The sequence below is a fragment of the Faecalibacterium sp. genome (assembly GCF_052358865.1).
Classification (GTDB): domain Bacteria; phylum Bacillota; class Clostridia; order Oscillospirales; family Ruminococcaceae; genus Faecalibacterium; species Faecalibacterium butyricigenerans.
Genome location: NZ_DAWCVJ010000015.1, coordinates 12130 through 39104, shown reverse-complemented (window position 1 = coordinate 39104; position 26975 = coordinate 12130). Strand labels below are relative to the sequence as shown.

The window sequence follows — 26975 nt, the reverse complement described above, 5'->3', positions numbered from 1 at the left end:
CGTTTTTTCCCGGCTGGGGTAGGGTGCGTACCTGTTTGCGGATGTTGGTATCCGCCCGTAGGTTGCGCACCTGTTCATTAACAGCCGCACATGGACAGGCAGCCGACCGCCGTATTTATCATCCGCACGGTCACACAGCAGGTTGATAAGCTGGCTTTGGAGCATGGCGAGAATGAAGTTGAACGTGGTGTCTGTGTCGCTCATAATCAAAAACAGAATCGTCTTTTCATCCCCGATGGTGTCCAGCTCCATTTCATCGTCCTCCATCAGTTCCCGCACTTCCCGGATGTCAAACGGGGCTAAACGGGCACCGCAGCTTATCAGGATGGAGGAACGGGTCTTGCCCGCCGACAGCAAAAACTTTTTGTACTGCCGGACGGCGAAGTGGTCCGGGTCTTTCTGTTCCAGCCGCTCAAACATGAGGTCCACCGGGCTTTGAAAGTCCGGGTCATCCTCGCGGGCTTCACTGGCATTTATCATTTCCAGCAGGGTGGTGAAGTTCATTTCTTCTGCCGGGGCCTCGTACCAGATGTAGCCGATAAGCGCGGTGTAGAACAGCCGTTCCGACTTCACCCAAAAATCTTCTGCTGATTTTTCACCCTCGCCCTTGGTGTTGGCGATAAGGGTATTCACCAGCTTCAGCACGTCCTTTTCCGAGTGGATGTAAACAAAGGGGTTGTACTTCATGGACTTGGAAAAGTTTATCGTGTTCAGGATTTTCACCCGGTAGCCTGCCCGCTGGAACATTTGGCCTGTTTCGAGAACCAGTGTGCCTTTCGGGTCTGTGACCACGAATGAGGTGGGATAGTCAGAAGTGGGAAAACATTGCATGAGGTTGGGCTTCACATAGAAGCGGGTCTTGCCGCTGCCGGAGCCGCCAATCACCAGCACATTCTTGTTCCGGGCTGTCTTGGGGTCTTTGGGCCGCCCGGTCATAGTCAGGCGTTCGGTCTGGGTCAGCAGGATATTGTTTTCAAACTTGGGGTCGATGTACGGGGCAATGTCCTTGGCGGTGCCCCACCGGGCAGAGCCGTATTCTTCACCCTTGCGGTATTTCTTGGCGTTCTTGCCTTTGCTGTACACGATGAGCCGGACAGCCACCGCACCAACAACGCCCACGCACAGGTCAAACAGATGCAGGCTGGGCAGCGGGCTTGCAAAGGCGACAGAGATGCCGCCCGTCAGGTGGAGCAGCTTTGCCGAAGCATCTGCGCCCGCCGCAAGACGGTACGCCTGCCCGCATTTGGCGAACAGGTACACGAACAGCAGATACGGCAGATTCAGCACCAGCAGCTTTTTCAGTTCAGACTTCATCGTTCCAGCCCCCTTTGCTTGATTTTTTCTTTCGCACGTTTCGGCTGCTGGGCCGCTTTCTGCTTAGCCACTGCCAGCACTTTGCGGATGGAGGGCCGCTGCTCCTTGGAGAGCGTTTTGGCCGTGAACTCCCGGAACGCCTGTTCCAGATTGTCCGCGTCCTTGGCCTTGAAGATCACGATGTAGTGGGGCGGCTGGGTGGTCTTGTCCTTGCGTAAGGTGAAGTCCACGCCGTACTTCTTGGCGCAGGGCTTAAACGCCCCGACGTTCGCCTCCGTGACTTCAATGTTGGTCAGAGCCGCACCGTGGGCTTTCAGCTGTTTCAGGCTTTGCTTGCCGTGGTGCAGCTTTGGCCCCTTGGCCCGGTGCTGCAAATATTTTTTCAGGGCAGCTTGCAACGCTTGGGCGGTGAGTTTGCCTGTTTTCATGGACAGGGCAATGGTTTTCTGGGTGACTTCTTCCTGCAATATGAATCCCTCCTTGTTGCAGAAAATTCAGAGCGGCAGCTAGGGTGGAACCACCAGCCGCCGCAGGTAAAGGGTTCTCATGGATGGACGCTCCTTTCGGTCAGTTGTTGGGCGGGCGCCCCCAATCGGGCTGCGCCATATCGTGCGCCACAAGGGACGCATAGTAGCTGTTGATGGTGCTGGGGGCGTTGAACAGCATGGCCCGCAGGTATTGCTTGATGTTGCGGACTTTGGTGGTGTTATCCCGCAGGCAGTCCATGACGAACTCGATGTGATGGCTGTCCAGCTTCAGGAACTTGGCCTTGACCAGCTCTGCCGGATAATCGTCCCCGGCAACCCGGATGGACTTGCGGCTGGTACAGACAGTTTCCAGCAGGATGTCCACAATTTCGTCCAGTTGTTCCCGGTCTATCCGGGGATTCTGGATGAGGGTGTCATACTCGATGTTCTCCAAAATCAGGTCCCGGTAGATTTGATAGGCCGCTTCCTTTCGGCTTCTTGTCCGTTCCGGCGGCGGTGCCGCTGCCTCGTCCTCGTCCAAAGGCAAGGGGTTTGGGGAATGGATAGGAATGGAATCGGTATTTAATCCCTCTTTCTTTTGTTTTTCTGTAATTAGTTTATCTTTATTTAATTGCATTGGATTTTCCAACGTAGGGTTTTCCTGCGTGGGATTCTCCAACGTTGGATTTTCCAATGTAGGTGAAACCGATGCAGGAACGGGCTGCGGCAGCTCGAAGATCACATAGTCTGCACCGCGCAGCCGTCCTTTCTCGTCCCGTTCTCTGGAACGCTGGATGTAGCCTGCCTGTTCCAGTTCCCGGATAGCCTGCCGTATCGCGTCTATGCTTTCCCGGTTGATACGGGCCAGCCCTTGCAGGGTGTAGTCCCAATCTTCCGGCAGGGAGAGCATTTGGGAGAGTAAGCCCTTGGCTTTCAGGGACAAGGCCCGGTTCCGCAGGTGGTGGTTTGACATGACCGTATAGCCGCTGTTCTTTTCTACCCGAAATACTGCCATTTCACGGATGCCTCCTTTCGCTGTAAACAAAAAAAGCAGCGTCCATTTGCTCCCAGTGATGGGAGAAGTGAACGCTGCGCGTACTTGATAATTTTTAGGTTGTGTGGTATATAAAAGGCAACTGGATTTCAAACACAGCTGCCCATCGGGGTGCGATACAAGCAAGTTGCTATCCGATGACCTCAAAAACAAATTGTACTACGATGGTTTTTGAAAAGTTCTGTATCACTACTCGCACCACAACAACAAAATCCGAACTTTTTTCCGATAGGAGAAGGGTTCGGATTTTTTGTGTTCTTCGGAAAACAGAACGAATCCCTTGCTTCCATCGAAAAACGTCCTAGACCTTATCATAAGAAAGCACGACAGACCACTGTAAGAGTGCCGTAAGGCGGAAAGGACACAAACATGAAGTACGATGCAAGAGCCTGCCATTTCAACATGGATACCGGCTGTGTGGAACTGCTGCTCCGGGATGGGAGAATGATCTCCATTGACTGCACTGGGGTCGAGGATGAATTGGACGTGACCATGGCGCAGAGGTCGGAGTTAGATTATCTCATCTACAATGACCCGCTTGGCTATGCAGACTTGATTCTGAACGGTGACCCAGAGGGATACTTGAAAAACGTAACAGGGAACCATGGGCTAGAAGATTGATCTTCCCATAAAATCGTATTGAAAAAACACCGCCTATCTGCGTAATGAAACGCAGGTGGGCGGCGTTTTACGCTATCGGCTCTGAGGCTGCCGGAAGTTACAGCTTACGCAAGACTTTCAATGATCTCTGCGCTTTTTTCAATGCCGATGACCCCGCTATCCAGCGCAATATGATAGTTGGCGGCATCGCCCCACTTCATATCGGTATAGAAGCGGTAGTAGGCGGCGCGGCGCTTATCTTTTTCCTTCAGCCGGGCTTCGGGTGATTTTTCCCGCTCCCCATAGACCCGCACGATGCGGTCTGCCCGGAACTTCAGGTCGGCGTGGACAAAGACCTTCAGGCAGTCGGTGCGGTCCTGTAAGATAAAGTCGGCGCAGCGTCCTACGATGACGCAAGGCTCTTTTTCCGCCAGCTCCCGGATGATCCGGTATTGCAGCTTCCAGAGCAGGTCCTCGTTGGTGGGACCGAAGCTGCGGTCGGTGAAAGCAGAGGCAAGGAAACCGCCGGGGGTGTACTCTCCGGCCTCCTTGATGTAGTTTTCGTCAAAGCCGCTTTCGGCGGCCAGCTTCTGGATCAATTCAGCGTCGTAGCACTGGACGCCCAGATGCTCTGCCACCAGTTTGCCGATGGTTCTGCCGCCACTGCCAAATTCCCGGCTGATGGTGATGATGCGTTTTTCCATTAGAGTTCTCCCTTCTCATTCAATTCGCGGTAGGTCTTGAAAATCAGATAGCCTGCGATCAGGAAGGTGAGGATATCCGACAGGGGCATAGAGTACAGCACGCCGTCCAGCCCGAAGAACCGGGGCAGCAACAGGGCAAAGCCCACGCCGAACACCACCTCACGCACCATGGACAGGGCGGTGGATTCCGCCGCCTTGCCCATGGCCTGCAAAAAGATGAAGCAGGCCTTGTTGACACAGGCCAGAATGATCATGCACAGGTAGATGCGGAAGGAGCGCACTGCAAAATCCGTGTAGTAGACGCTCTCGTTGGCGGCACCGAACAGGGCAATGAGCTGCCGGGGAAGCAGCTCCACCAGCACCAGCGCAACGGCGCCCACGGTGGCTTCTGCCAGCAGTAACTTCGTGAACAGCTCCTTTACGCGGGCGGACTTTTTTGCGCCCATGTTGAAGCCCACCACGGGGATGCAGCCAGCCGCCATGCCCACCACGATGGAGATGACGATCTGGAAGAACTTCATCACGATGCCCACCACTGCCATGGGGATCTGTGCGTACTGCTCCTGCCCGAACACGGCATCCAGTGCGCCGTATTTGCGGATCATGTTGTTGATGGCCGCCATTGCCGCCACAAGGCTGATCTGAGACAGAAAGCTGGTCATGCCAAGGGTCAGGGTACGGCTGCAGATAGAGCCCTTCAGCCGGTAGTCGCCCTTTTTCGGACGGATGATCTTCATGTGCAGCAGATACCACACCGCCAGCACCGCCGTGACCACCTGACCGATGACCGTAGCTACTGCCGCACCCATCATGCCCCAGCGGAAGCCGAAAATGAAGATGGGGTCGAGAATGATGTTCAGCACCGCACCCGCAAGGGTGGACACCATGGCAAACCGGGGGCTGCCGTCGGCACGGATGATGGGGTTCATGGCCTGCCCAAACATATAAAAGGGCACGCCCAGCGTGATATAGAAGAAATATTCCTGCGAGTGATGATAGGTCTCGGCGTTCACCGTTCCACCGAACATGGCAAGAATGGTGTCCGCAAAAATCAGATAGAGCGCGGCCAGCAGGATGCTGCTGACCAGACACATGACCACTGCGTTGCCGACGCTCCGCTTTGCCTTGGGGACTTCGTTCTGTCCAAGGCTGATGCTGACGAAGGCGCAGCAGCCGTCACCGATCATCACGGCAATGGCCAGCGCTACCACCGTCAGGGGGAACACGACGGTGTTGGCGGCGTTGCCGTAGGAGCCCAGATAGCTGGCGTTTGCAATAAAGATCTGATCCACGATGTTGTACAATGCGCCGACCAGCAGCGAAATAATGCACGGGATCGCATACTTTTGCATCAGCTTGCCGATGCGTTCCGTGCCGAGAAATTGATTGGAACTTTCCATGGGATTCACCTTACCTTTCCATTTTAAGGTGTATCTGAAAACAAAGAAAATGACGAATATTTCGCAAACACAAGCGGGATTTAAGGCAAATAGCCGCAGGAATCCTTTGTGGATTTCAAGGCTGTTTAACGCAAAATCCAGCTGTGTTTGTAGAAATAGGCTAAATTTTCGACTTTTCAGATACCCCCTAGGGCAAAAAAAACAACGGGCAGCCCTCATGCAACCGGTTTTACGCATGAGTGCTACTCGTTGTACGAAATCATTATAGCCTGCCTGTCTGGAATTTGCAAAGGCAGTTTTGCACAAGAATTGTACTGGGCATTCTGCGCAGATTGCACGAGGAAAACTTTGTGGAAGATGCCCTTTGAAGCCCGCCAACCTACCGTGGTACAATAAAGTAAAGAGTAAAATCACGCTGGAAAGTCTGTTTTTGCAGCCTTTCCATACAAGGGAAAGAGGCAATACCATGTCACGGTTTCAAGCGGGAGCGCTGGTGGTCTACGGAAATCTGGGAGTGCATGAGGTGGAAGGGGTCGGGCTGCGGCGATTTTGTGATGAGCCTGCCAGAGAGTACTACACCCTCCGGCCTTATTTTTCGGATTCCCACGACCGCAGCTATATTCCGACTGCAAAAGAAGGCGCCCTGCGCCCAGTGACCCCGCCACAGCAGGCAGCAGCCGACCTTGCACGCATCAAAGAGGAGAATCTGCCTATCCCGGCGGGGGTACAGACAGCGCTGGCAGAACATTATCAGGCGCTGCTCCACACCAATGATTTTTACCAGTACCTGACCCTGTTCAAGGAGCTGGGGCAAAAGCAGACCCAGCAGCAAAGCCGCGGCCGAAAGATCAATGCCATGGATGCGTACTTTTACCAGATGGTAGAGCGTGTCCTGCAGGAGGAGCTGGCGGTGACCTTCGGGGAATCGCAGCAGAAGGCAGGCAGACGGCTTCTGGAGGTTTTGCACTAAAGCCGCATGGTGATTTTTATCTCAACTGATTTCCACAACGAAAAGACCGCTTCCGTTCAAAAAAGGAGGCGGTCTTTTGCGTCCGGCAGATCTACCACTGGCCAAAAGGATCGGGAAATGTTTAAATTATTCTATCATCGTATATTTTAAAATTCAATCCTATACTTTTTGGTGCGTATATAAATCGGAGCAACTTTGTAGGAATTAACAAAGCATGGCGGTACTGCTGATGCTGTCGCTGCTCATCCAATCGCTGTACAACATCGTGGATAGTATTTTTGTGGCACGACTGTCGGAAACGGCCTTGACTGCCGCCTCTCTTGTATATGCCATCCAGTTTTTGATGATCGCCATTGGCGTGGGCACCGCCGTGGGTCTGAACGCCCTGCTCTCCCGGAAGCTAGGGCAGAAAAAGCCGGAGGAAGCCTGCCGTGCCGCCACCACCGGGCTGTTTCTGATGTTGGGTACTTCACTGGTGTTTACGCTGGTGGGGCTGCTGTTCTCGAACCGGATCGCTGCCGCCCTGACCAACGATCCCGAATTGCAGTAGCTGTGCCGGGAATACCTCTCGGTGAACCTCGTGCAACAGGGCGTTCCCCGTCGGAAATGCTCTGTTTCTCTTTGCTGGCGGTGTGATGAGCCTGTTCTGCCTGCCGTTATGCGATTCTTTCATCGTTCAACATTTCTTCAAACTGTGCCAGATCTCTACGACCGGATCCTCTGCGTTACTGTGCGCTTGCGTAAGCGGCTGCACTGTCACCGGCGATGCGGCCAAAGACAACGAAGTCGGCCACAGCGGTGCCGCCCAGACGGTTTGCGCCGTGGACGCCGCCGGTCACTTCACCGGCTGCAAACAGGCCGGGGATGGCGGAGCCGATGAGCCTGCGCACGCACCGTTTCTTTGCATCGCTCTCTCCCTATGGCGACCCCGCTCTTTCTGATTTGAAACTCCTTCTTGCAATCTCTTTCCAATTATGGTATATACATCATACGAAAATCCGTCCATGAAAGAACGTGTCATCGTTCCATGATGTATAAAAGAAAGTCCCCGCCCGGAGAAAGGATATATCCCCATGCAGATCAACGACCGCTTCGGCGCAGCCGCCGTTTTTGAGACCGTATCCCTGCCGGACGGCACCGAAGCCGCCGTACCGACAGAGCACGCAGCAGCCCTCTATGTCAATGAGCAGCCCGCATTCCGGGTGGTGTGCACACCGGAGCTGCTGCCGCAGCTGACGCTGGGGCGGCTGCTGACGGAGGGGTGGATCGCATCCGCCGGGGAAGTGGAGCAGATCGCCGTCTGTGCCGAGGGGCTGAAGATCAGCGTTCACCTCACCCACCCGCTGACGGCGCGGAGCGCAGCGGCGCAGGAGGTGTCCAGCTGCTGCACCGACAACATCACGCTGGGCAGCCCCGTGGAGCTGCAGCCCCTGCGCGGCGCGCCCCAGCTGGACCTGCCGCCGGAATGGGTGGACGCCCTCGCCGCCGCCATGAGCGCGGGCCTGCCCCTCTATCAGGCCACCCACGCAGTCCACAGCTGCTTCGTGCTGCACCGGGGTCGCATCCTCTGCGCCTGCGAGGACATCGGGCGGCACAATGCGCTGGACAAGGCCGTGGGCAGCGTGATGCTGGCCGGCGTCCCGCTGCACGAATGTATCCTCTACACCAGCGGCCGCGTGCCGGTGGACATGGTGCGCAAGGCCATCCGGGCAGGCGTCCCGGCACTGGTGAGCAAGACCATGCCCACCGTGCAGTCGCTGGAGCTGGCGCAGGAATATGGCTTACGGCTGCTCTGCGGCCGGAAACATCCGCTAACATCGTCAAAAAGTGTGGGGTGACCCCGGTTCGCGTTGACTTACTTTTCGTCCATGTGATAATATATTAACGAAGAGACCACTCCGCTTGTTGCAGCAGGCTGAGCGGTCATTTTCGTGTCTGGGAAACTTTTCCCGCACAACCAAAAAACAGGCAGGTGATAACATGAAGCAGGCAACCAACCCGTTTGCGCCCGTCCCGCTGTGGCGCAGACGGCTGCCGGGCTACGCGGCCATGGGCGCTGCGACGATCGCCATGGCGGTCGGCCTCATCGCAATGCAGAACGCACGCACCACGATCGCAGGCACCCTGCTGCCGGTGTCGGAGGCGGATGCAGCCACCTACGGCATCAGCGCGGTGTACCAGCTCGACGACGGCAGCTATCGCGTGGAGGGCGTGCAGAAGGGCTTCCAGAGCGATGTGCAGGCTGCCGTGACCATCGACGCCGAGGGCAATGTCTCCGCTGTGGAGATCCTCTCGCAGGCGGAGACGGACAGCCTCGGCGGCCAGTGTGTCGCTCCGGAGTTCACGTCCCAGTACCAGGGCGCGGCTCCCTTTACGCTGGCAGGCAAGAGCTACACCGTGACCGACCCGGCCACCGGCGCAGCCTATGCAGCAGCCAGTGCATCCGATGCGTCCGCTGCGGCACAGGATTTCGACCCCGCACAGTGGAACGTGTCCGACACCTCTCCCGAGGCAGAGGCCACCCGCAGGATGTATGCGGCGGGGCTGACCCTCTCGGCCCTGAACGGACAGTCTCTGGACGACGAGCTGCCGCCCCCGCTGGATTCCAGCGCCGAGGCCGTGGCACGCCGGAAGCTGTACGCTGCGGGCCTGAGCAAGAGCGCACAGGACGGCGAGGCGCAGGCTCTGCCCTACGCGGACTGGTCGGCTGAAAAGCAGTCGGCCTACCGTCTTGCCGAGGCCGGGCTGACCGCCGGGCCGTCCGATAGCGGCGCTGTCAGCGCAGACCTCACCGAGGTGGACGCCCTTTCCGGTGCGACCATCACCTCGTCGGCAGTGACCACCGTGGTCAACGATTCGTATTTCTATGTAACTGAGGTGCTCCGCGCAGAGTGACCTCAACGGAGGAATGGAACCTATGGCAAAAACTGATTTTCTGACGGCTGATATGACCCGCCGCCAGTTCATGAAGATCTCGGGCAAGAGCCTTGCAGGGCTTACCCTCTCCGCATCCATGCTGTCCCTCTTCGGCTGCTCGCAGAAGCAGGTGGACAGCGGCGCAGTGGCCACTTGGGCGCTGCCGCAGGGTCTGCTGGTGGTCAACGCCGACCTGTGCACCGGCTGCCAGCGCTGCGAGATCAACTGCACCCTGACCAACGACGGCGTGTGCTCCTCTTACATCAGCCGCGTGAAGATCCAGCGCCGCCTGAATCTGGACGGTGCCGGCAACGGCCTGCTGTCCGGCAACGACAACTGCTTTGTCTACTTCCCGGATACCTGCCGCCAGTGCGAGGACCCCGCTTGCGGCAACGCCTGCCCCCAGAAGGCCATTACGACCAACGAGCAGGGCATCCGCGTGGTGGACACCGACAAGTGCATCGGCTGCGGTGCCTGCCACGAGGCCTGCCCCTGGCATATGCCCACCGTCAACCCCGAGACCGGCAAGTCGTCCAAGTGCATCGCCTGCGGTGCCTGCGTGGCAGGCTGCCCGTCCGGCGCTCTGTCCATCGTGGACTGGGATGCCGTCACCAGCGCAGCACAGGCTGCCTACATGGACCTGTAAGGAGGAACAACAATGGCTGAAACGTATGGCTGGGCAGGCAAGATCCTGCGCGTTGACCTGACCACCGGTGCGATCACCACCGAGGACGACGCAAAATACCATAAATATATCGGCGGCATGGGCATGGCCTACCGCATCATGTACGACGAAGCTCCCATGGACCTCGACCCCTACGACGAGAAGGCACAGGTCATCTTCGGCGTCGGCCCCCTGACCGGTGCCGGCGTGCCCTGCTCCGGCCGGATGAACGTCACCTTCCGCTCCACCTGGTCCAAGGGCAGCTCCATCATCGACGCCCACATGGGCGGCCACATCGGCCCCATGCTGAAGTATGCGGGCTGGGACGGCATCGTCATCACCGGCATCTCCGCAAAGCCCGTCTACCTGCGAATCGAGGACGACGAGGTCTCCCTCGAGGACGCTTCTGACATCTGGGGCAAGGGTACGTTCGCGTCCAACAAGTGGATGGTGGAGCAGAACGGCCGTGAGTTCGAGACCGCTTCCATCGGCCCTGCCGGTGAGAATCTGGTGGACTACTCCACCCTGAACACCAGCTTTGGCAACTCCGGCGGCGCCGGTCTGGGCGCTGCCATGGGCAACAAGAAGCTGAAGGGCCTGGCCATCCGCGGCACCGGCAGCGTCAAGGTCGCCGACCCCAAAAAGGTGCTGGAGCTGTCCAACTACATGATGGGCAACCTCATCGGCGGCAACAACAACCACAACGTCCCCGCACAGCCCCAGAGCTGGGCCGAGTACAGCGCCACCTCCGGCAAGAACCGCTGGTCCGGCGCACCGGGCCGTATGTGGAAAAAGGCTCCCGGCGGCCCCGTGGATACCGGCGAGCAGCCCTACAACGACATCAACAAGATCGCGCTGCGCTGCTTCAAGGGCTACTTCGACTTCGGCGCACCGGCAGCAGAGTACACCGTCAAGAACGGCGGCTGCTCCTCCTGCCCCATCCGCTGCTACACCGAGTATGATGTGGACCCGCTGGCCGATTACGACCTGCCCACCCACAACTCCAACACCTGTATGCCCGTGCTGTACGGCACCCGCGTCTACCCGGACGGCGTCCACGACTTCAAGTACGAGGGCGACGGCACCATGGTCATCAATCTGGCATGGTCCCACGCCGTCGATGACATGGGCCTGTGGGACAACTACGGCAACCTGAACCGCGACCTGCTGTGGGTCCTGCGGATGCCCCGCGAGGAGGCCACCAAGTACATCAGCGAGGCTGAGTACGACTCTCTGCCCTGGGAGTGGGAGAAGGCCGGCGATCCCCGCTGGGAGGTGGAGCTGATCCGCCGCATGGCCTATGGCGAGGGCGACCTGTCCGTCATCGCAAAGGGTACGCTGGCCATGATGGAAAAGTTCGGCCTGCCCAAGAGCTGGCTGGACCGCACCGACGGTGCCACCAACTCCAACCTGATCTACAACGGCTTCCCCAACCACCACGGCCCCGCAGAGGCATGGCAGGTTGGTATGCTGTACAATCTGGTGTATAATAGAGACTGCATGATCCACGAGATCGTCTGCGAGACCGGCTCCGGCGCACCCTACGAGGTGACCAAAAAGGTCATGGAGGACTTCTTCGGCGAGGGCTGCTACGACAAGGCCAAGGCCTACACGCCCATCAACGAAAACAAGGCAAAGCTGGCCGCCTACTGCGTCAACGATAAGAACTTCCACGACTCTGCTACCCTCTGCAACTGGATGTGGCCCATGACCCAGTCTCCCTCCAAGGAGCGCAATTACCACGGCGACCTCGACCTGCAGGCAGATTTCATGACCGCCGTCACCGGCGAGACCTACACGCAGGCCGGTCTGCAGGAGGCAGGCGAGCGCATCACCCAGATGCTGCGCGCCATGACCGCCATCAGCTTCCAGAAGAACTGCGGCAGCGCAAACCTCCGTCAGGAGCACGACGCCATCTGCGACTGGGTCTTCGACAAGGAACCCGACTTCAAGGCATTCGAGGAAGGCACCACCAAGCTGGACCGCGCCGACATGGAGAAGGCAAAAGACCTCTTCTATGACATCTTCGGCTGGGACAAGACCACCGGCGTGCCCACCCGCGAGACGCTGGAGAAGTTCGACCTCGGCGACATGGCCGACGATCTGGAAGCACGCGGCATCTACGACCAGACTCCCTCTGAGGAGACTGCAGCCCAGTAATTCACAGAAACGAGAGGAATTATCATGCTGTTTGGCAGACGCAAACCCGGTTATACCACCACGGTGGACGCCGCCGCTGACCCGGAGCAGGTCATCCTCGACCTGCAGAAGGCGGAGATGGCCGCCAAGAAGAAGCCGAAGGCCGAGGTCTTTGACATCGACGCAGCCAGCGAGACGGCCCGCCGCCTGAAGGAGACCGGAAGTATGTTCGACGGCAGCGCCGCCAAGACCGGCGAGGACGTCATCGCCGCGGTGGAGCGGGAGACGGACGCGCTGGCCGCAAAGCAGGCCGGGGCACAGCCCGCGCCCGCCCAGACGAGCACCCCGGACGATGCCGAAAAGCCGCAGCTGCTGGATTTTCTGGCCGCTGCGCCGGAGGCGGAGGGCGACCCCTACGCCGACCAGCCCACCGTCACCGCACCGGAGCTGCCTGAGCTGACCCCGGCGCAGGAGCTGGCGGGCTACATCCGGTCCCGCTCGGCGGCGGCTCTGGTCACGCCCCACGCGCTGCTGGTCAGCGAGGTGGAGAACGCCGACGAGCTGCTGGCCCAGATGCCAGCTGACCCCCAGTGCGCAGACATCGTCTCCCGCACCGGCGCGAAGGACACCTACTACTATTCCAGCGCCAACATGAGCGACAACTACGCGATGATCGCCCAGCTCATCGAGGACAGGGACCTCTGCGTCATGGTAGCCGAGATGGTGCGGTTCAACGCCCGCGTCTACCCCAGCGCCACCCCGCTGCGCTACTTCCGCCGCTCGCCCTACGACCTGACGCAGGAGGCCATCGAGCAGACGTGGCAGGCCATGCAGGGCAGGCCGGAGTACGCCGACATCGAGGAGCTGACCAACAACCAGAATGAGCGGTTCCTCTTCTCCACCAAGCACCTCACCCGCCGCTATGCAAAAGCCATCAGCGACGTGGACGAGTGGACGGACTGAGCCGTCTATCACAACTGAACAGGATAAGAGCTTCTTTGAGCAAAGGTGTCTAAACCGTCCGGCAATCGAAGTCGTTTTCGTAAGCAGCGCACACTGCTTACGAAAACAGCTTCTGACACCGCGCCGCAATGCTAAGGGCTGTATCAGCCGGCATTCAAGGGTGGCGGGGGAAACCCCGCCGCCTTCCCGCAGAAGAAACGCTGCAATTTGAAAAAAAGAACTCCTCCCATCCACACAGGGGCTTTCCGGGCCGCACTGTCACTGCAAGGACAGGCGCTGCCCGGGGAGTGCCATCGGCAAAGACAGCCTGCAAGCTGTCTTTCGTCCGGAACGTGCGGAGCTTCTGCGGAGGCGTTTTGATTTTCGGTCAAGACGTCTCCGCTTCTTTTTTACCTGCCTTTTTGATAAAGAGAACACCCCGCCGCTGCCCGCCTGAGCCATAGCAGGCCGCGCCGCTGCGGGCTTTTGGAGGAAGTTTATGAAACAGCCTTTCTGTGCGCCCTCTGAGGCGCTGCGCCGCGTGCTGGATGCAGCTGCAGCCCTGCCAAGACCGGCGGCGGAGACCCTGCCGCTGGACGATGCGGTCGGCCGCATCGCCGCCGAGACCCTGTCGGCCCGGATGGACCAGCCGCCCTTTGACCGCAGCCCCCTCGACGGCTACGCCCTGCACAGCGCCGACACCGCCGGGGCCAGCCGCGAAGCTCCCGTCACCCTGCCGGTGGTCATGAAGCTCTACGCCGGAGATGCCCCCGCCTCTCCCCTGCCCGCAGGCTGTGCAGCCCGCATCATGACCGGTGCGCCCCTGCCCGAGGGCGCGGACTGCGTCCTGATGCAGGAGCTGACCGACGGCGGCGAGGACGCCGTCCGGCTCTATGCCGCCCTGAAGCCGGAGGAGAACGTGGTGTTCCGGGGCGGGGACATCGCCGCCGGTACCGTCATCGCCGGGGCGGGCACCGTCCTCACCCCGGCCCACCTCGGGGTGCTGGCCGGGCAGGGATATGCCGCTGTGCCGGTCTGCAAAGCGCTCACTGTGGGCGTTCTGGCCACTGGCAGCGAGCTTCTGGCCCCGGGCGAAGCTTGGACGCCCGGCAAAATTTACGACGCCAACGGCATCCAGAACGCCGCCCGGCTGCGGCAGCTGGGCTTCGGCGTCCGGCGGCGGCACTGCTCGGACGACCCGGAGGAGATCGCAGGCCAGATGAAGGAGCTGCTGGCAGAATGTGACGCCGTCATCACCAGCGGCGGCGTCTCGGTGGGGCAGAAGGACTATCTGCCCGCTGTGCTGGAAGCGCTGGATGCAGACCTCCTCTTCGCAGGCGTGGCTCAGAAGCCCGGCAGCCCCATGCTGGCCGGAACGGTCGGCGGCAAGCTGGTGTTCTGCCTGTCCGGCAACCCCTTCGCCGCCGCTGCGACGCTGGAGCAATACGCTATCCCGGCCCTGCTGCGGGCGGCGGGACGCTGCGAGGAGGGCTGCCTCCTCCCCCGCACCACCTGCACCCTGACCACTGGCTTTTCCAAGCCCAGCAGGGTCGCCCGCTACCTGCGGGCCAAGGCCATGGGCGGCAGTGTGACCATCCCCGGCGAGGGCAGTACCGAGGCCCATTCGTCCGGCAGCCTGTCGGCCATGATGGGCTGCAACTGTCTGGTGGAGCTGCCTGCGGGCAGCGGCCCGGTGGCCCCGGGCGAAGAAGTGGAGGTGCTTTCCTTTGTACAGTGAACCGAAACAGATCCTTGCCGAGCAGCTGGAGCTGAAGCGCCCGGCGGTGCTGGCTGTCAGCGGCCTGCATAACAGCGGCAAGACGACTCTTCTCGAAAAGCTCCTGCCTGCCCTGCGCAGCCGGGGGCTGAAAGTGGGCGTCATCAAGCACGACGGCCACGATTTCACCCCCGATGTGCCCGGCACCGACAGCTACCGTCTGCGGGAGGCCGGGGCCGAGGGTGTGGCCGTCTACTCCGGCCAGCGCTACCTGCTGACCGAGTCCTTCCGCCTGACGGAACAGGATCTTCTGGCCCTGTTCGAGCGCCACGGCTACGACCTCGTCCTCTTGGAGGGCTTCAAGGACAGCGGCTGGCCGAAGATCGAGGTCGTGCGCCGGGAGATCTCGGACACGCCGGTGTCCTTCCAGCCGCTGGCTGTCGTGGGCGACATCCCGGATGCCGATTTCGGCCTCGAAGAAACGCAGGCGCTGGCCGACTGGCTCGTGGCCCAGATGCCGACGCTGTAAGGAGGAAAAACCACAATGAAACTCATCCGCACCGAAGACGCGGCAGGGCAGGTGCTCTGCCACGATATTACCCAGATCATTCCCGGCGAGTTCAAGGGTGCCCGCTTCCGCAAGGGCCATGTCATCCAGCCCGAGGACATCCCCGTGCTGCTCTCCATCGGCAAAGAGAATCTCTACGTCTGGGAGAAGAAGCCCGGCATCCTCCACGAGGACGAGGCTGCCGCCCTGCTGTATAAAGCTGCTGCGGGCAAAAACATCCACGGCACCGAGCCGAAGGAGGGCAAGATCGAACTCATCGCCGACTGCGACGGCCTTCTCAAGATTGACCGCGACGCCCTGCTGGCCGTCAACCGCACGCCCCAGATGATGATTGCCACCATCCACGGCGACCTGCCCGTGAAAAAGGGCCAGAAACTGGCCGGCACCCGCATCATCCCTCTGGTCATCGAGCAGGAAAAGATGGACGCCATGCAGGCGGCAGCCGGCAGCACGCCCATCCTGAACGTGCTGCCCATGCAGCCCAAGAAGTTCGCCGTCATCACCACCGGCAGCGAGGTGTTCAAGGGCCGCATCGAGGACAAGTTCACCCCCATTCTGGTGGGCAAGCTGGCGGAGTACGGCTGCGAGATGGTCTTCCACAAGGTCTGCGACGACGACCCGGCGGGCATCACTGCCGCCATTCTGGAAGCGAGGGACGCAGGCTGTGAGCTTATTTTCACCACCGGCGGCATGAGCGTGGACCCCGACGACCGCACCCCGCTGGCCATCCGGAACACCGGCGCGGACATCGTCACCTACGGCGCACCGGTGCTGCCGGGGGCGATGTTCCTCGTGAGCTATCTGGGCAGCGTGCCGGTCTGCGGCCTGCCCGGCTGCGTCATGTACGCCAAGCGCACCATCTTTGACCTGCTGCTGCCCCGCCTGCTGGCCGATGACCCCATCACCGCCGAGGACATCGCCCGTCTGGGTGAGGGCGGCCTGTGTCTGGGCTGCGCCGAGTGCCACTGGCCCAACTGCGGGTTTGGGCATTGCTGAAATAAATCAAACCTCTCCGTCATCGCTGACGCGATGCCACTACCCGGGTTGCGGCTCCCAGCATCCGCAGCACTTCACTTGCGTCTTGCTGGCCGCTGCCCCAACAACGACTCCCTGTTTCCGCCACTGGCGGCGGTCGTCGCTGTTGCTCCTACCGAGGAGAGGCCTTGGCATTCCGGAAAGCTTTCTCTCTTCGCCAGAGGCTCCCCTACAAGGGGAGCTGGCGGGCGTAAGCCCGACTGAGAGGTTGTACGAAGGATAGCGTAAAAATATGAGTACAACTGAAACCAATCTGACCCATTTCGATGCCTCCGGCAACGCCGTGATGGTGGACGTGAGCGAAAAGGCCGTCACCTTCCGGGAGGCTGTGGCCCACGGCATCATCACCATGAACGCGGAGGCCTTTGCCGCTGTGGAGAGCGGCACCGTCAAGAAGGGCGATGTGCTGGGCGTCGCCCGCATCGCCGGCATCATGGCCACCAAGCGCACCAGCGAGCTGATCCCCCTCTGTCATCCGCTGCCCCTGACCAAGGTGAGCGTGGATTTCAGGCTCCTGCCTCAACGGCGGGCTGTGGAAGCCCTCTGCACCGTCAAGACCGCCGGTGTCACCGGCGTGGAGATGGAGGCTCTGACCGGCGTTTCCACGGCTCTGCTGACCATCTACGATATGTGCAAGGCCGTGGACAAGGGGATGGAGCTGGGCGAGATCCATCTGGTGGAAAAGACCGGCGGCAAGAGCGGCCACTATGTCCGGGCGGAGGGCGGCTATGTTTGATTCTTCCAGCCGCAATATCCACTATCTCCGCCTCTCCGTCACCGACCTGTGCAACCTGCGCTGCCGCTACTGTATGCCGGACGGCGTGGAGAAGCTGGAACGGGAGGCCGTGCTGACCTACGAAGAGTTCCTCCGCCTCGCGGCTCTCTTTGCCCAGTGCGGCATCGATACCGTCCGGGTCACTGGCGGCGAGCCGCTGGTGCGCAAAGACGTGGACCGGCTGGTGGCGGGGCTGAAAGCCATCCCCGGCATCCACAAAGTCACCCTGACCACCAACGGCATCCTGCTGGCCCGGCAGCTGCCCGCCCTTCTGGACGCCGGGCTGGACAGCGTGAACATCAGCCTCGATACCCTCCGCCCGGAGGTGTTCCAGCGCATCACGGCCCGGGACGAGTTCTCCCATGTGATGGAGGGCCTCCGCGCCGCGCTGGACAGCGGCATCCCCGTCAAGCTGAACTGCGTGCCGCAGGCGGGCGTCAACGAGGGCGAGCTGGAAGACCTTGCCGCCCTCGCCGAGGCGCACCCATTGCAGGTGCGCTTTATCGAGATGATGCCCATCGGCTACGGCGCGGCCATGCCCTGCATCTCGGGGCCTGCGCTGCGGGAGCGGTTTGCCCGCCGCTGGCCGGAGTTCGCCCCTCTGCCTACGGCACAGAGCGCAGTTCTCGGCGACGGCCCGGCAGTCTACTACACTGTCCCCGGCTGGGAGGGTGACGTGGGCTTCATCGCCGCCGTCCACGGCAAGTTCTGTGCCTCTTGCAACCGGGTACGGCTGACGAGCCAAGGCTTCCTGCGCCCCTGCCTCGCCAGCGAGGCGGGCTGCGACCTGCGGGAGCTTCTGCGCAGCGGCGCAACCGACGCCGCACTTTCACAGGCCATCCGGCAGACCATCTGGGCAAAGCCCCGGGAACATCATTTCGGAGACAATTCCATGCCCGCGACCCGCGGCATGTATCGCATCGGAGGATAACGATCTATGGGAAAACTTCTGGCAATCTGCACCAGCCCCAAGCGCGGCACCGTCAAGACTGAGGTGCCCAGCGCTGTTCTGACCCCGGAGTGGGGCATCATCAGCGACGCCCACGGCGGCAGCTGGCACCGTCAGGTGAGCCTTTTGAGCGCCGAGAAGATCGAGGCGTTCCGCAAGAAGATCTGGGTGGACTATGGCGCCTTTGGCGAAAATCTGGTCATCGAGGGCTTCGACTTCCGCAATCTGCCCGTCACCAGCCGGTTTGCCATCGGCAGCGTCGTGCTGGAGATGACCCAGATCGGCAAGGAGTGCCACAACGACTGCGTCATCAAGCAGCAGACCGGCGAGTGCATCATGCCCCGGGAGGGCGTGTTCGCCCGGGTGCTGGAGGGCGGCGAGATCCATGTGGGCGACGAAGTGACCCTTCTGCCCCCGGCGGCCGACCCGCCCCTGCGGGCCGCCGTCATCACCCTGTCCGACAAGGGCAGCCGGGGCGAGCGGGAGGACAAGAGCGGCCCCCTCATCGTGGAGATGCTCACCGCCGCAGGCTATGTGGTGGAGGAGACCATGATCCTGCCCGACGAGGCCAAGGCCCTGAAAGCCCAGCTCATCCGGCTGGCCGACGGCCGTCAGGTGAACCTCATCCTGACCACCGGCGGCACCGGCTTCTCCCCCCGGGACATCACCCCGGAGGCCACCTATGCCGTGGCCGACCGCAGCGCCCCCGGCATCGCCGAAGCCATGCGGTACCACAGCCTGTCCATCACCCCCCGCGGGATGCTGAGCCGCGCCGCCAGCGTATTGCGCGGCAAGACGCTCATCGTCAACCTGCCCGGCAGCCCCAAGGCCGTCAAGGAGAACCTCGAGTACATCCTGCCCAGCCTTGAGCACGGCATCCGCATCGCCGCCGGGCTGGACGGCGAGTGCGCCCGGAAGTAAAAGGAGAAATTCATGAAAACCAACCTCATCTCCCGCCGCAGCTTTCTGTCCGTGGTCGGCGCAGTCGGCGCTGCTGCTGCCCTGACCGCCTGCGGCGGCGCTGCTCCCAGCACCGCTTCCTCCGCAGCCGCTTCTTCTGAGACTGCGTCCTCCGAGGCTTCCGGCGAGTCCGTCGAGCTGATCGTCTTCGCCGCTGCCTCCCTGACCGAGACCCTGAACGCCATCGCCGAAACGTACTCTGCCCAGAACCCGGGCGTGACCTTCCGCTTCAACTTCGATTCCTCCGGCACGCTGAAGACCCAGATCCAGGAGGGTGCCGACTGCGACCTGTTCCTCTCCGCCGGCCAGAAGCAGATGAACCAGCTGGACATCACCGCCTCTGCCGACGTGAACCCCGACGGTCTGGACTTCGTGGACTCTGCCACCCGCGTGGACCTGCTGGAAAACAAGGTCGTCCTCTGCGTGCCCGAGGGCAGCGACAAGGGCATCGACAGCTTCGACGCTCTGGCCGAGCACCTGAAGGCGGAGGACATCCTGTTCTGCATGGGCAACAGCGACGTGCCCGTGGGCCAGTACACCCAGAAGATCCTCTCTTACTACAGCCTCGACGAGGCTGCTCTGGCCGCTGCCGGTGTCATCACCTATGGCTCGAACGTCAAGGAAGTCACCACCCAGATCAGCGAGGGCAGCGTGGACGCCGGTGTCGTCTACTGCACCGACGCATACAGCGCCGGTCTGACCCCCGTGGACGAGGCCACCGCCGAGATGTGCGGTCAGGTCATCTACCCCGCCGCCGTCCTCAAGGCTGCCCCTCACCCCGACGCTGCCGTGGCTTTCCTCGCCTACCTTCGCACCGATGCCGCCGCTCAGGTCTTCGAGAGCGTGGGATTTGCGGCGGTGTAAATTATGAGCATCCTTGCCCTCTCAGGCCGCTTCGCGTCCAGCTCTCCCAAAGGGAGAGCCTTAAAGCGTGGCGGGAAAGCCAAGCCTCTCCCTTTGGGAGAGGTGGCATTGCGCAAGCAATGACGGAGAGGGCAAGCCTGCTTATATTTGAGGATAGACATATGGATTGGTACCCCCTCTGGAACAGCCTGCGCATCGCGCTCATCAGCTGCGCGGCGGTGTTCTTCCTCGGCATTTTTGCCGCTTACTATATCGCAAAACTGCCCCGCACCGTCAAGGGCGTGCTGGACGTGATCCTCACCCTGCCAATGGTGCTGCCACCTACCGTGGTGGGCTATTTTCTTCTGCTGCTCTTCGGTGCAAAGCGGCCTCTGGGCCTCTTCTTTCTGGAGCATTTCGGCGTCAAGCTGGTCATGAACTGGTACAGCGCCATCTTCGCCTCCATCGTGGTGGCCTTCCCGCTGATGTACCGCACGGCCCGGGGTGCCTTCGAGAGCTTCGATGAGACGCTGGCCTGGTCGGCCCAGACGCTGGGACAGTCCAACACATGGATCTTCTGGCGGGTGCGGATGCCCTGCTGTCGGCAGGGCATCCTTGCCGGTACGGTGCTGGCCTTTGCCCGGGCGCTGGGCGAGTACGGCGCTACCAGCATGATCGCAGGCTACACCCCCGGCAGGACGGCTACCATCGCCACTACCGTCTACCAGCTCTGGCGCACCAACGACGAGCTGGGGGCCATGCGGTGGGTGCTGGTGGACATCGTCATCTCGGCGGTGGTGCTGCTGGCCGTCAATCTGCTGGAAAAGAAGCAGAAAGCAGGTGGACGCCCATGAGTCTGGAAGTGCACATCGAGAAAAAGCTGAACGGCTTTACCCTCCGCTCTGACCTCACCGCCGGGAACACTGCCACGGCCATTCTGGGCGCCTCCGGCTGCGGCAAGAGCATGACCCTGCGCTGCATCGCGGGCATCGTGAAGCCCGACAAGGGCCGCATCCTGCTGGATGGGCGGGTGCTGTTCGACAGCGAGCAGCACATCGACCTGCCGCCCCAGCAGCGGGGCGTGGGCCTGCTGTTCCAGAACTACGCCCTCTTCCCGAACATGACCGTGGAGCAGAACATCCTCTGCGGCCTGAACGCAGAAAAAGACAGAGCCGCCCGCAAAGCCCGCTGCGCCGAAATGCTGCGGGCCATGCGGCTGGAAGAGCTGGCAGGCCGCCGCCCCGCCGAGCTTTCCGGCGGGCAGCAGCAGCGCACCGCGCTGGCCCGCATCCTCGTAGGCCGGCCCCGCCTCCTGATGCTGGACGAGCCGTTCAGCGCACTGGACAGCTACCTCCGGGAGGAGGTAGAGGGCGAGGTGGGGAGCCTGCTGACAGGCTTTGAGGGCACGGCCCTCCTCGTCACCCACGACCGGGACGAGGCCTACCGCCTGTGCCGGGACATGATCGTCATGGACAGCGGGCGGGTGCTCCGCACCGGCACGACCAAGGCCGTCTTCGCCGACCCCCGCAGTACCGCCGCCGCCCGGCTCACCGGCTGCAAAAACATCCTGCCCTGCGCCCGGGTGGACGCCCACACCGTCCGTCTGGCAGGCTGCGAGTGCCTGCTGCATCTGGCCGCTGAGGTCCCGGAGGGCTGCACTGCCGTGGGCATCCGCGCCCACGATCTCGCCCCCTGTGCCGCCGAAGCCCTCAACGCCCTGCCGGTGGAGCTGCTCTCCGCCAGCGAGAACCCCTTCGACTGGAACCTCATCTTCCAGCTTCCGGGCGGCTCCCGCCTGTGGTGGAAGGTCTCCAAAACGACCCTGTCGGTGGCCGAGCCTGCCGCCCCGGCCTGCCTCGCCGCACTGCCCGGGAGCATCATGCCTCTGACGGACGTGCGTGCGTAGTTCGAACAAAAACAGAAATGAGCCGGTGCATTCTGCACCGGCTCATTTCTGTTTTCTTATGATTCTCCGAAGAATTTCTTGGCAATATCGGCGCTCTGCTTGGCGTCCTTGGCGTACCAGTCCGCGCCGATCTTCTCGGCGTACTCCGGCGTCAGAACAGCGCCGCCCACCATGACCTTGCAGTCGAGCTTGGCCGCATGGAGGGCCGCGATGGTCTCCTCCATGCTCTTGAGGGTGGTGGTCATCAGGGCCGAGAGGCCCACGAGATGGACATCCTTCTCCCGGACGGTATCCACCACCGTCTCCACCGGCACATCACGGCCAAGGTCGATGACCTCGAAGCCGTAGTTCTCGAGGATGACCCGGACGATGTTCTTGCCGATGTCGTGGACATCGCCCTTGACGGTGGCGAGGACGATGCGGCCCTTGCTGGCTCCGGCCCCACCCCGCTTGGCGATGGCGGTCTTGATCTCCTCAAAGGCGGCCTGCGCGGCGCTGGCGGCCTGCAGCAGCTGGGGCAGGAAGAGCTTGCCCTTCTCGTACTTCTCGCCCACCACGTCCAGCGCCGGGATGAGGGCCTCGTCCACCAGCGTCAGCGGCTCGGTGGTGTCCAGCAGAGTGTGGGTACGGGCAGCGGCCTCGCCCTTGAGGCCCTTTTCCACCGCCTGCATGAGGGCGGCAAAGGGGCCGCTGTGAGCCGCATCCGCCTCTGCCGGTGCGTCTGCCGTCTGGGACGCCTGCGCTGTTCTGGCCTGTGCCAGCGCGGTGCTGGCGGGGACTTTATCGGCATAGCGGGCAATGTAGGCCGTGCTCTGTCTGTCCCGGTTGGTCAGGACGTTGTAAGCGTAGACCGCCGCCATCATCTCCTCGCTGGAGGGGTTCATGATGGCGAGGTCGAGGCCTGCATACATGGCCATGGTCAGAAAGGCGGTGTTGAGGTAGGGGCGGCAGGGCAGGCCGAAGCTGATGTTGGACACGCCGAGGATGGTGCGGACGCCCAGCTCCTTCTTGCAGCGGGCCAGCGCCTCCACGGTGGCCAGAACGTCCTCCTGCTGGGCGCTGGCGGTGAGGGTGAGGCAGTCGATGTAGATGTCCTCCCGGGGGATGCCATGAGCCAGCGCAGCATCCACGATCCGCTTTGCGATCGCAAAGCGGGCGTCGGCGCTGGGCTGGATGCCACGCTCATCAATGGCGAGGCCCACCACGGCTGCGCCGTACTTTTTGCAGAGGGGCAGGACCCGCTCCAACACCTCCGTCTCGCCGTTCACCGAGTTGACGATGGGCTTGCCGTTATAGACCCGCAGGCCCCGCTCGAGGGCGTCGGCGTGGGAGGAATCCAGCTGCAAAGGCAGGCTCACCACGCTCTGCAGGGCCTTGACCACCTGCTCCATGACGGCAGGCTCGTCCACACCGGGAGCGCCCACATTGACGTCCAGCACCTGTGCGCCGGCCTCGGACTGGCTGACGGCCTGCTCGAGGATGTAGTTCATATCTCCCTCGCGGAGGGCCTGCTGGAACCGCTTTTTGCCGGTGGGGTTGATGCGCTCTCCCACCACGGTGATGCCGTCCACCGTGACGAAATCCATCGGCGAGCAGAGCACCGAGGGCATGGCGTGGGCAGCCCGGCCCGGCCTGCAGTCGGCGAAGACGCCGTTCAGCAGCCGGATGAAATCGGGGGTGGTGCCGCAGCAGCCGCCCGCCGCGAAGAGCTTCAGCTCCCGGTAGGGCTTCATCTCCATGGCAAAGAGCTGGGGGGTGATGTCGTAGCCGCTGCCGTCGGCCCGGGGCAGGCCCGCGTTGGGCTTGACGAAGACCGGGAAATCGCCGGGCAGGGCCTCGGCCAGACGCTTCGCCATCGGGAAGATCTCCTTCGGGCCGAGGGAACAGTTGATGCCCACGGCATCTGCGCCGAGGCCCCGGGCCGTGACGGCGAAGCTCTCGACGGTGCAGCCGGTAAAGGTGCGCCCGCCTGCCTCAAAGCTCATGCTGGCGAGGATGGGCAGCGTGCAGTTCTCTTTCGCGGCCAGCAGGGCGGCCTTCAGCTCGTAGAGGTCGGTGAAGGTCTCGAAGAAGACGAGGTCGGCCCCGGCAGCCGCACCGGCCCGGACGATGCGGCCATACTCGGCCACGGCGTCCTCAAAGGCCAGCGTGCCGTTGGGTTCCAGCAGCTCGCCCAGCGGGCCGACGTCCAGCGCCGCCAGCGCGCCGTAGGGGGCGCAGGCCCGCTTGCAGTTGGCGATGCCCGCCGCAATGATCTCTTCCAGCGTGTACTCGCTGCCCGCCAGCTTGTGGGCCGACGCGCCGAAGGTGTTGGCGTTGATGATGCGGCTTCCGGCGGCGGCGTAGCGGCTGTGGATGCTCTCGATGAGCTGCGGGTCGGTGATGTTCAGCTCCTCGGGCCGTGCCCCCAGCTTCAGGCCCGCTGCCTGCAGCATGGTGCCCATACCGCCGTCCAGAAGGATGGTGTTGGGCTGGGTAAACAGTTCATTCGCTTGCACAGGTCTTGCCCCTCTTTCTGTATTCGCACCGCGTGTTCAGCACGCAGTGGCCGCACCCGGCGAGATGTCCCTTCACCGGGTGGTCGCTCAGCCCCAGCAGAGCAGTCACGCTCTTGCGGGGCGTCATAAGGTCGTTTTCGGTCACGCAAAGCCCGACTCGGCGGGCGGTATCCAGCGCCGCCGCCACCAGCGGCTGCACCCCGATGGGCCAGTCGCCATAGCCCGGCGAGAAGCGGCCCGTGAGATACCTGTCCTGCCCTGCGGCCCACTGCCGCAGCTCGGCCTCGGCGGCGTCTGCGGCCTGTTCGGCCAGCGCCGAACCGAGGGCATCCGAGGCCACACCGGCAGCGATGTCCCCCACTCCGGCGCGGCGGATCTGGCTGTCTGCGCCCGGGCCGAGGGTCACGGCCAGAAGCAGGGCCTCCCGGCACCCCTCAAGGTGGCGGAAGATGTCCTCCCCCTTCAGGATGCCGACCTGCGCGAGGCTCTCCACATCGGCCTCAAGCCAGACGGCCCGGGGGGTGGCGGCGGCGAGAAGGGGTGCAGCGCACCGTTCCAGAAGAGCGAGGGTGGCGCTGTCGGCCTCGCCCCGCGCGCCGAAATATCGCGCGGCCTGCCGGATGTCGATGGACTCCGGCTTTGTTATATTCAAGGGTCTGCTCGGCCCGATGGGCATTTTTGCCGCCTCCTTCTTTTGACTGAAGTAGAATAAGTATACCGCACTGGTAGGCTAAAATCAACAGAAAAGCCCCTCTCTCAGCATTTTTGCCGGGAGAGGGGCTTGTAAACTTTATATCAGCGGACGTCCCTGACCGACACCGCCTGTTACTTCAGGAACTTGCGAACGGCACGGGCGACGATGCCGCCCAGAATGCCGGACACGAGGAACTCGGCCACGCCCTGCACGCCGACCAGCAGGACGACGAACATCAGGGGGTTGGCTGCGCCCTTGACCGACACGAGGTTCTGGACGTAATCGCAGCTGTAGAAGGCCAGCACGATGTAGCCCATGAAGAACAGGGTGTTAAGGGCCGGGGCGCACATGGCGCTGATCAGGTAGCTCCAGGTACCGGCCTTGTCGAGGCCCTTGATGGCGTTGAAGATGAGGCCGACGCACACGCCCATCAGCACACGCATACCCACGCAGAGGATAAAGGTGTTGACGGGGCTGACCTGAAACAGCGCGCCGGTCATGGCAGAGGCACCGGTGACAGCGTCATAGAAGCTCACCGCACCGAACACGCCGCCGAGGATGGCACCTGCTGCGGGGCCCATGGTGATAGCACCCACAGCAATCGGCAGGGTCAAAAAGCTCATGTAAAGCGGGCCTACGGGCACACTGCCGAGGCCGATGGCCTTCATGACCAGCTCAATGGCGACCAGCAGTGCCAGCCGGGTGAGGGTGCGAAGATCGTTGTTTTTCATAATTCAGTTTTCCTCCTTGCTGCCGTTCCGCCTTAACTATCGGATACGGCGCAAACCTGCCCGTGAATTACACGGGGTCTTTTGTTGAATCGAATCTAAAATATACCGGTCGTTGTGTCAGGGAACTCCCGGGGATAGCATCAAAATTCGCTGGGGAAGCGGATGCCCGCGTCGCGGCGGGCCGTCTCCAGCACACGGCTGACGGCCACCGAGGTGTCCAGCATCCGGCTGCACAGCTCCTGATCCCCGCTCTCGATGGCGCGGGCGATGGCGTGGAACTCTGCCGCCTGCCGGGGGCGGCCTGTGCTGAGGTTGAAGTGCTCTTCCCTGCCCTTATAGGGGTGGAAGGTGACGCCGCCGCAGAAGTTGGCGGTGGATTTCTGGAGCAGATAGCCCTTGGTGCCCTGAATGATGTACCGGGCCGGAGAGCTGCTGTCCTTGGCGTTGATGCTCACGGCCTTGAAGCTGCGATACTCCATCGTCAGCACGCCGCTGGTGTCGATGCCGCGGGCGATGTTGGCCGCGTAGTGGACTTTGTTGGGTGCGCCGAAAAGGCCCACCACATAGCTGACGTTGTAGACGCCGAGGTCCATCAGCGCGCCGCCGGCACAGGCCGGGTCGAAGGACGGCCAGACCCTGCCGATGCAGAAATCATCATACCGGCTGGAATACTGGCTGAAATTGCACTGCACCATGGTGACAGCGCCCACCTTGGGCAGCATCTCACGGAGCTTGGCGTAGTTGTCCTGATACTGGGTGGTGACGGCCTCGAAGAGGAAGAGCTTTTTGCTCCGGGCCAGCTCGGCCAGCTCTTCGGCCTGCGCCGCCGTGGGGGCCATCGGCTTTTCCACGATCACATGGCGTCCGGCCTCGAGGGCGGCACGGGTGTATTTTACGTGCAGGACATTCGGCACTGCGATATACACCACATCTACCCAGCTCAGCAGTTCGTCGTAGCGGGTGGTGTGGCGGGCCACGCCGTACTGACCGCAGAGGGCCTGCGCCTCCTCAGCGCTCCGCTCAGTGCTGCAGAGGGCCTCGACCTTGAAGGGGCTTTCCGGCCCTGTGAGCCAAGGCAGGAACTCCCGGACGATCATGCCTGCGCCGAGAATGCCTAATTTCATCATAA

General features: G+C 61.8%; 26 protein-coding genes and 1 pseudogene. 17 read left to right on the top strand and 10 right to left on the bottom strand.

The window, feature by feature from the left end; genetic code table 11:
• The 3 genes from ACT8X9_RS04370 to ACT8X9_RS04360 all read right to left on the bottom strand — a co-directional run.
• Positions 1 to 1314 (bottom strand): VirD4-like conjugal transfer protein, CD1115 family (locus tag ACT8X9_RS04370; protein ID WP_444268239.1); only part of this gene is annotated, 1314 nt, incomplete at its 3' end.
• The gene (locus ACT8X9_RS04365) at positions 1311 to 1781 is read right to left on the bottom strand and encodes a PcfB family protein (RefSeq protein ID WP_444268238.1); all 471 of its coding nucleotides are present in this window, start codon (positions 1779 to 1781) and stop codon (positions 1311 to 1313) included. The genes ACT8X9_RS04370 and ACT8X9_RS04365, both read right to left, overlap by 4 nt.
• Before the next feature lie 100 nt (positions 1782 to 1881).
• Positions 1882 to 2796 (bottom strand): DUF6017 domain-containing protein, encoded by a 915-nt coding sequence (locus ACT8X9_RS04360; RefSeq protein WP_444268237.1) that lies wholly within the window; start codon positions 2794 to 2796, stop codon positions 1882 to 1884.
• A gap of 408 nt (positions 2797 to 3204) precedes the next feature.
• On the opposite strand from ACT8X9_RS04360, the gene ACT8X9_RS04355 reads away from it, so the two are divergent.
• Positions 3205 to 3456, top strand: coding sequence for a DUF6061 family protein (locus ACT8X9_RS04355; protein ID WP_444268236.1), 252 nt, complete (start codon positions 3205 to 3207; stop codon positions 3454 to 3456).
• Between the two features lie 104 nt (positions 3457 to 3560).
• On the opposite strand, the gene ACT8X9_RS04350 is transcribed toward ACT8X9_RS04355, so the two are convergent.
• The gene (locus ACT8X9_RS04350; RefSeq protein ID WP_444268235.1) at positions 3561 to 4139 is read right to left on the bottom strand and encodes an AAA family ATPase; all 579 of its coding nucleotides are present in this window, start codon (positions 4137 to 4139) and stop codon (positions 3561 to 3563) included.
• Positions 4139 to 5539, bottom strand: coding sequence for an MATE family efflux transporter (locus ACT8X9_RS04345; RefSeq protein ID WP_444268234.1), 1401 nt, complete (start codon positions 5537 to 5539; stop codon positions 4139 to 4141). Before ACT8X9_RS04345 ends, ACT8X9_RS04350 begins: the two co-directional genes overlap by 1 nt.
• Before the next feature lie 466 nt (positions 5540 to 6005).
• On the opposite strand from ACT8X9_RS04345, the gene ACT8X9_RS04340 reads away from it, so the two are divergent.
• Together ACT8X9_RS04340 and ACT8X9_RS04335 are read left to right on the top strand one after the other, a co-directional pair.
• Positions 6006 to 6509, top strand: coding sequence for a CarD family transcriptional regulator (locus tag ACT8X9_RS04340; protein WP_444268233.1), 504 nt, complete (start codon positions 6006 to 6008; stop codon positions 6507 to 6509).
• A 214-nt stretch (positions 6510 to 6723) separates the two neighbouring features.
• On the top strand, positions 6724 to 7059 hold the full coding sequence (locus ACT8X9_RS04335; protein ID WP_444268232.1) for an MATE family efflux transporter: 336 nt from the start codon (positions 6724 to 6726) through the stop codon (positions 7057 to 7059).
• A 175-nt stretch (positions 7060 to 7234) separates the two neighbouring features.
• Here ACT8X9_RS04335 and ACT8X9_RS04330 read toward each other — a convergent pair.
• A pseudogene (locus ACT8X9_RS04330) lies at positions 7235 to 7378 on the bottom strand (FAD-binding protein); the annotation flags it as partial.
• A 204-nt stretch (positions 7379 to 7582) separates the two neighbouring features.
• On the opposite strand from ACT8X9_RS04330, the gene ACT8X9_RS04325 reads away from it, so the two are divergent.
• From ACT8X9_RS04325 to ACT8X9_RS04260, 14 genes are all read left to right on the top strand, one after another.
• A complete protein-coding gene (locus ACT8X9_RS04325; protein WP_444268231.1) occupies positions 7583 to 8347 on the top strand; it encodes a formate dehydrogenase accessory sulfurtransferase FdhD in 765 nt (254 codons plus the stop codon).
• 142 nt (positions 8348 to 8489) lie between these two features.
• Complete coding sequence (locus tag ACT8X9_RS04320; protein WP_444268230.1) at positions 8490 to 9404, top strand: FMN-binding protein; 915 nt, start codon at positions 8490 to 8492, stop codon at positions 9402 to 9404.
• A 22-nt stretch (positions 9405 to 9426) separates the two neighbouring features.
• Positions 9427 to 10071: a ferredoxin-like protein gene (locus ACT8X9_RS04315; RefSeq protein WP_015565531.1), complete on the top strand. Its 645-nt coding sequence runs from the start codon at positions 9427 to 9429 to the stop codon at positions 10069 to 10071.
• 12 nt (positions 10072 to 10083) lie between these two features.
• On the top strand, positions 10084 to 12249 hold the full coding sequence (locus ACT8X9_RS04310) for an aldehyde ferredoxin oxidoreductase N-terminal domain-containing protein (protein WP_444268229.1): 2166 nt from the start codon (positions 10084 to 10086) through the stop codon (positions 12247 to 12249).
• 24 nt (positions 12250 to 12273) lie between these two features.
• The gene (locus ACT8X9_RS04305; RefSeq protein WP_444268228.1) at positions 12274 to 13191 is read left to right on the top strand and encodes a hypothetical protein; all 918 of its coding nucleotides are present in this window, start codon (positions 12274 to 12276) and stop codon (positions 13189 to 13191) included.
• Between the two features lie 478 nt (positions 13192 to 13669).
• Positions 13670 to 14908: a molybdopterin molybdotransferase MoeA gene (locus ACT8X9_RS04300; RefSeq protein ID WP_444268227.1), complete on the top strand. Its 1239-nt coding sequence runs from the start codon at positions 13670 to 13672 to the stop codon at positions 14906 to 14908.
• Positions 14898 to 15416, top strand: coding sequence for a molybdopterin-guanine dinucleotide biosynthesis protein B (gene mobB, locus ACT8X9_RS04295; protein WP_444268226.1), 519 nt, complete (start codon positions 14898 to 14900; stop codon positions 15414 to 15416). The genes ACT8X9_RS04300 and mobB overlap by 11 nt, the downstream gene beginning before the upstream one ends.
• A gap of 15 nt (positions 15417 to 15431) precedes the next feature.
• Positions 15432 to 16451: a molybdopterin-binding protein gene (locus ACT8X9_RS04290; RefSeq protein ID WP_227621222.1), complete on the top strand. Its 1020-nt coding sequence runs from the start codon at positions 15432 to 15434 to the stop codon at positions 16449 to 16451.
• Positions 16452 to 16722: 271 nt separating this feature from the next.
• The gene (gene moaC, locus ACT8X9_RS04285) at positions 16723 to 17226 is read left to right on the top strand and encodes a cyclic pyranopterin monophosphate synthase MoaC (protein ID WP_249233612.1); all 504 of its coding nucleotides are present in this window, start codon (positions 16723 to 16725) and stop codon (positions 17224 to 17226) included.
• Entirely contained in the window at positions 17219 to 18196 is a 978-nt protein-coding gene (gene moaA, locus ACT8X9_RS04280; RefSeq protein WP_444268225.1) for a GTP 3',8-cyclase MoaA, read from the top strand. The genes moaC and moaA overlap by 8 nt, the downstream gene beginning before the upstream one ends.
• A 6-nt stretch (positions 18197 to 18202) precedes the next feature.
• Positions 18203 to 19135, top strand: coding sequence for an MOSC domain-containing protein (locus ACT8X9_RS04275; RefSeq protein ID WP_444268224.1), 933 nt, complete (start codon positions 18203 to 18205; stop codon positions 19133 to 19135).
• A gap of 12 nt (positions 19136 to 19147) precedes the next feature.
• The gene (gene modA, locus ACT8X9_RS04270) at positions 19148 to 20038 is read left to right on the top strand and encodes a molybdate ABC transporter substrate-binding protein (RefSeq protein ID WP_444268223.1); all 891 of its coding nucleotides are present in this window, start codon (positions 19148 to 19150) and stop codon (positions 20036 to 20038) included.
• 161 nt (positions 20039 to 20199) lie between these two features.
• Positions 20200 to 20871 (top strand): molybdate ABC transporter permease subunit, encoded by a 672-nt coding sequence (gene modB, locus ACT8X9_RS04265; RefSeq protein WP_249233616.1) that lies wholly within the window; start codon positions 20200 to 20202, stop codon positions 20869 to 20871.
• Complete coding sequence (locus ACT8X9_RS04260; RefSeq protein WP_444268222.1) at positions 20868 to 21923, top strand: sulfate/molybdate ABC transporter ATP-binding protein; 1056 nt, start codon at positions 20868 to 20870, stop codon at positions 21921 to 21923. The genes modB and ACT8X9_RS04260 overlap by 4 nt, the downstream gene beginning before the upstream one ends.
• Before the next feature lie 56 nt (positions 21924 to 21979).
• Here the strand turns inward: ACT8X9_RS04260 and ACT8X9_RS04255 are convergent, their stop codons facing one another.
• From ACT8X9_RS04255 to ACT8X9_RS04240, 4 genes are all read right to left on the bottom strand, one after another.
• Positions 21980 to 24421 (bottom strand): homocysteine S-methyltransferase family protein, encoded by a 2442-nt coding sequence (locus ACT8X9_RS04255; RefSeq protein ID WP_444268221.1) that lies wholly within the window; start codon positions 24419 to 24421, stop codon positions 21980 to 21982.
• Positions 24408 to 25097 carry a methionine synthase gene (locus ACT8X9_RS04250; protein WP_444268220.1) on the bottom strand — a complete coding sequence of 230 codons (690 nt, stop codon included), beginning with the start codon at positions 25095 to 25097 and terminating at the stop codon, positions 24408 to 24410. Before ACT8X9_RS04250 ends, ACT8X9_RS04255 begins: the two co-directional genes overlap by 14 nt.
• A 149-nt stretch (positions 25098 to 25246) precedes the next feature.
• Entirely contained in the window at positions 25247 to 25846 is a 600-nt protein-coding gene (locus ACT8X9_RS04245; protein WP_227621213.1) for an ECF transporter S component, read from the bottom strand.
• 140 nt (positions 25847 to 25986) lie between these two features.
• Positions 25987 to 26973, bottom strand: coding sequence for a Gfo/Idh/MocA family protein (locus tag ACT8X9_RS04240; protein ID WP_444268219.1), 987 nt, complete (start codon positions 26971 to 26973; stop codon positions 25987 to 25989).
• Positions 26974 to 26975: the final 2 nt, after the last annotated feature.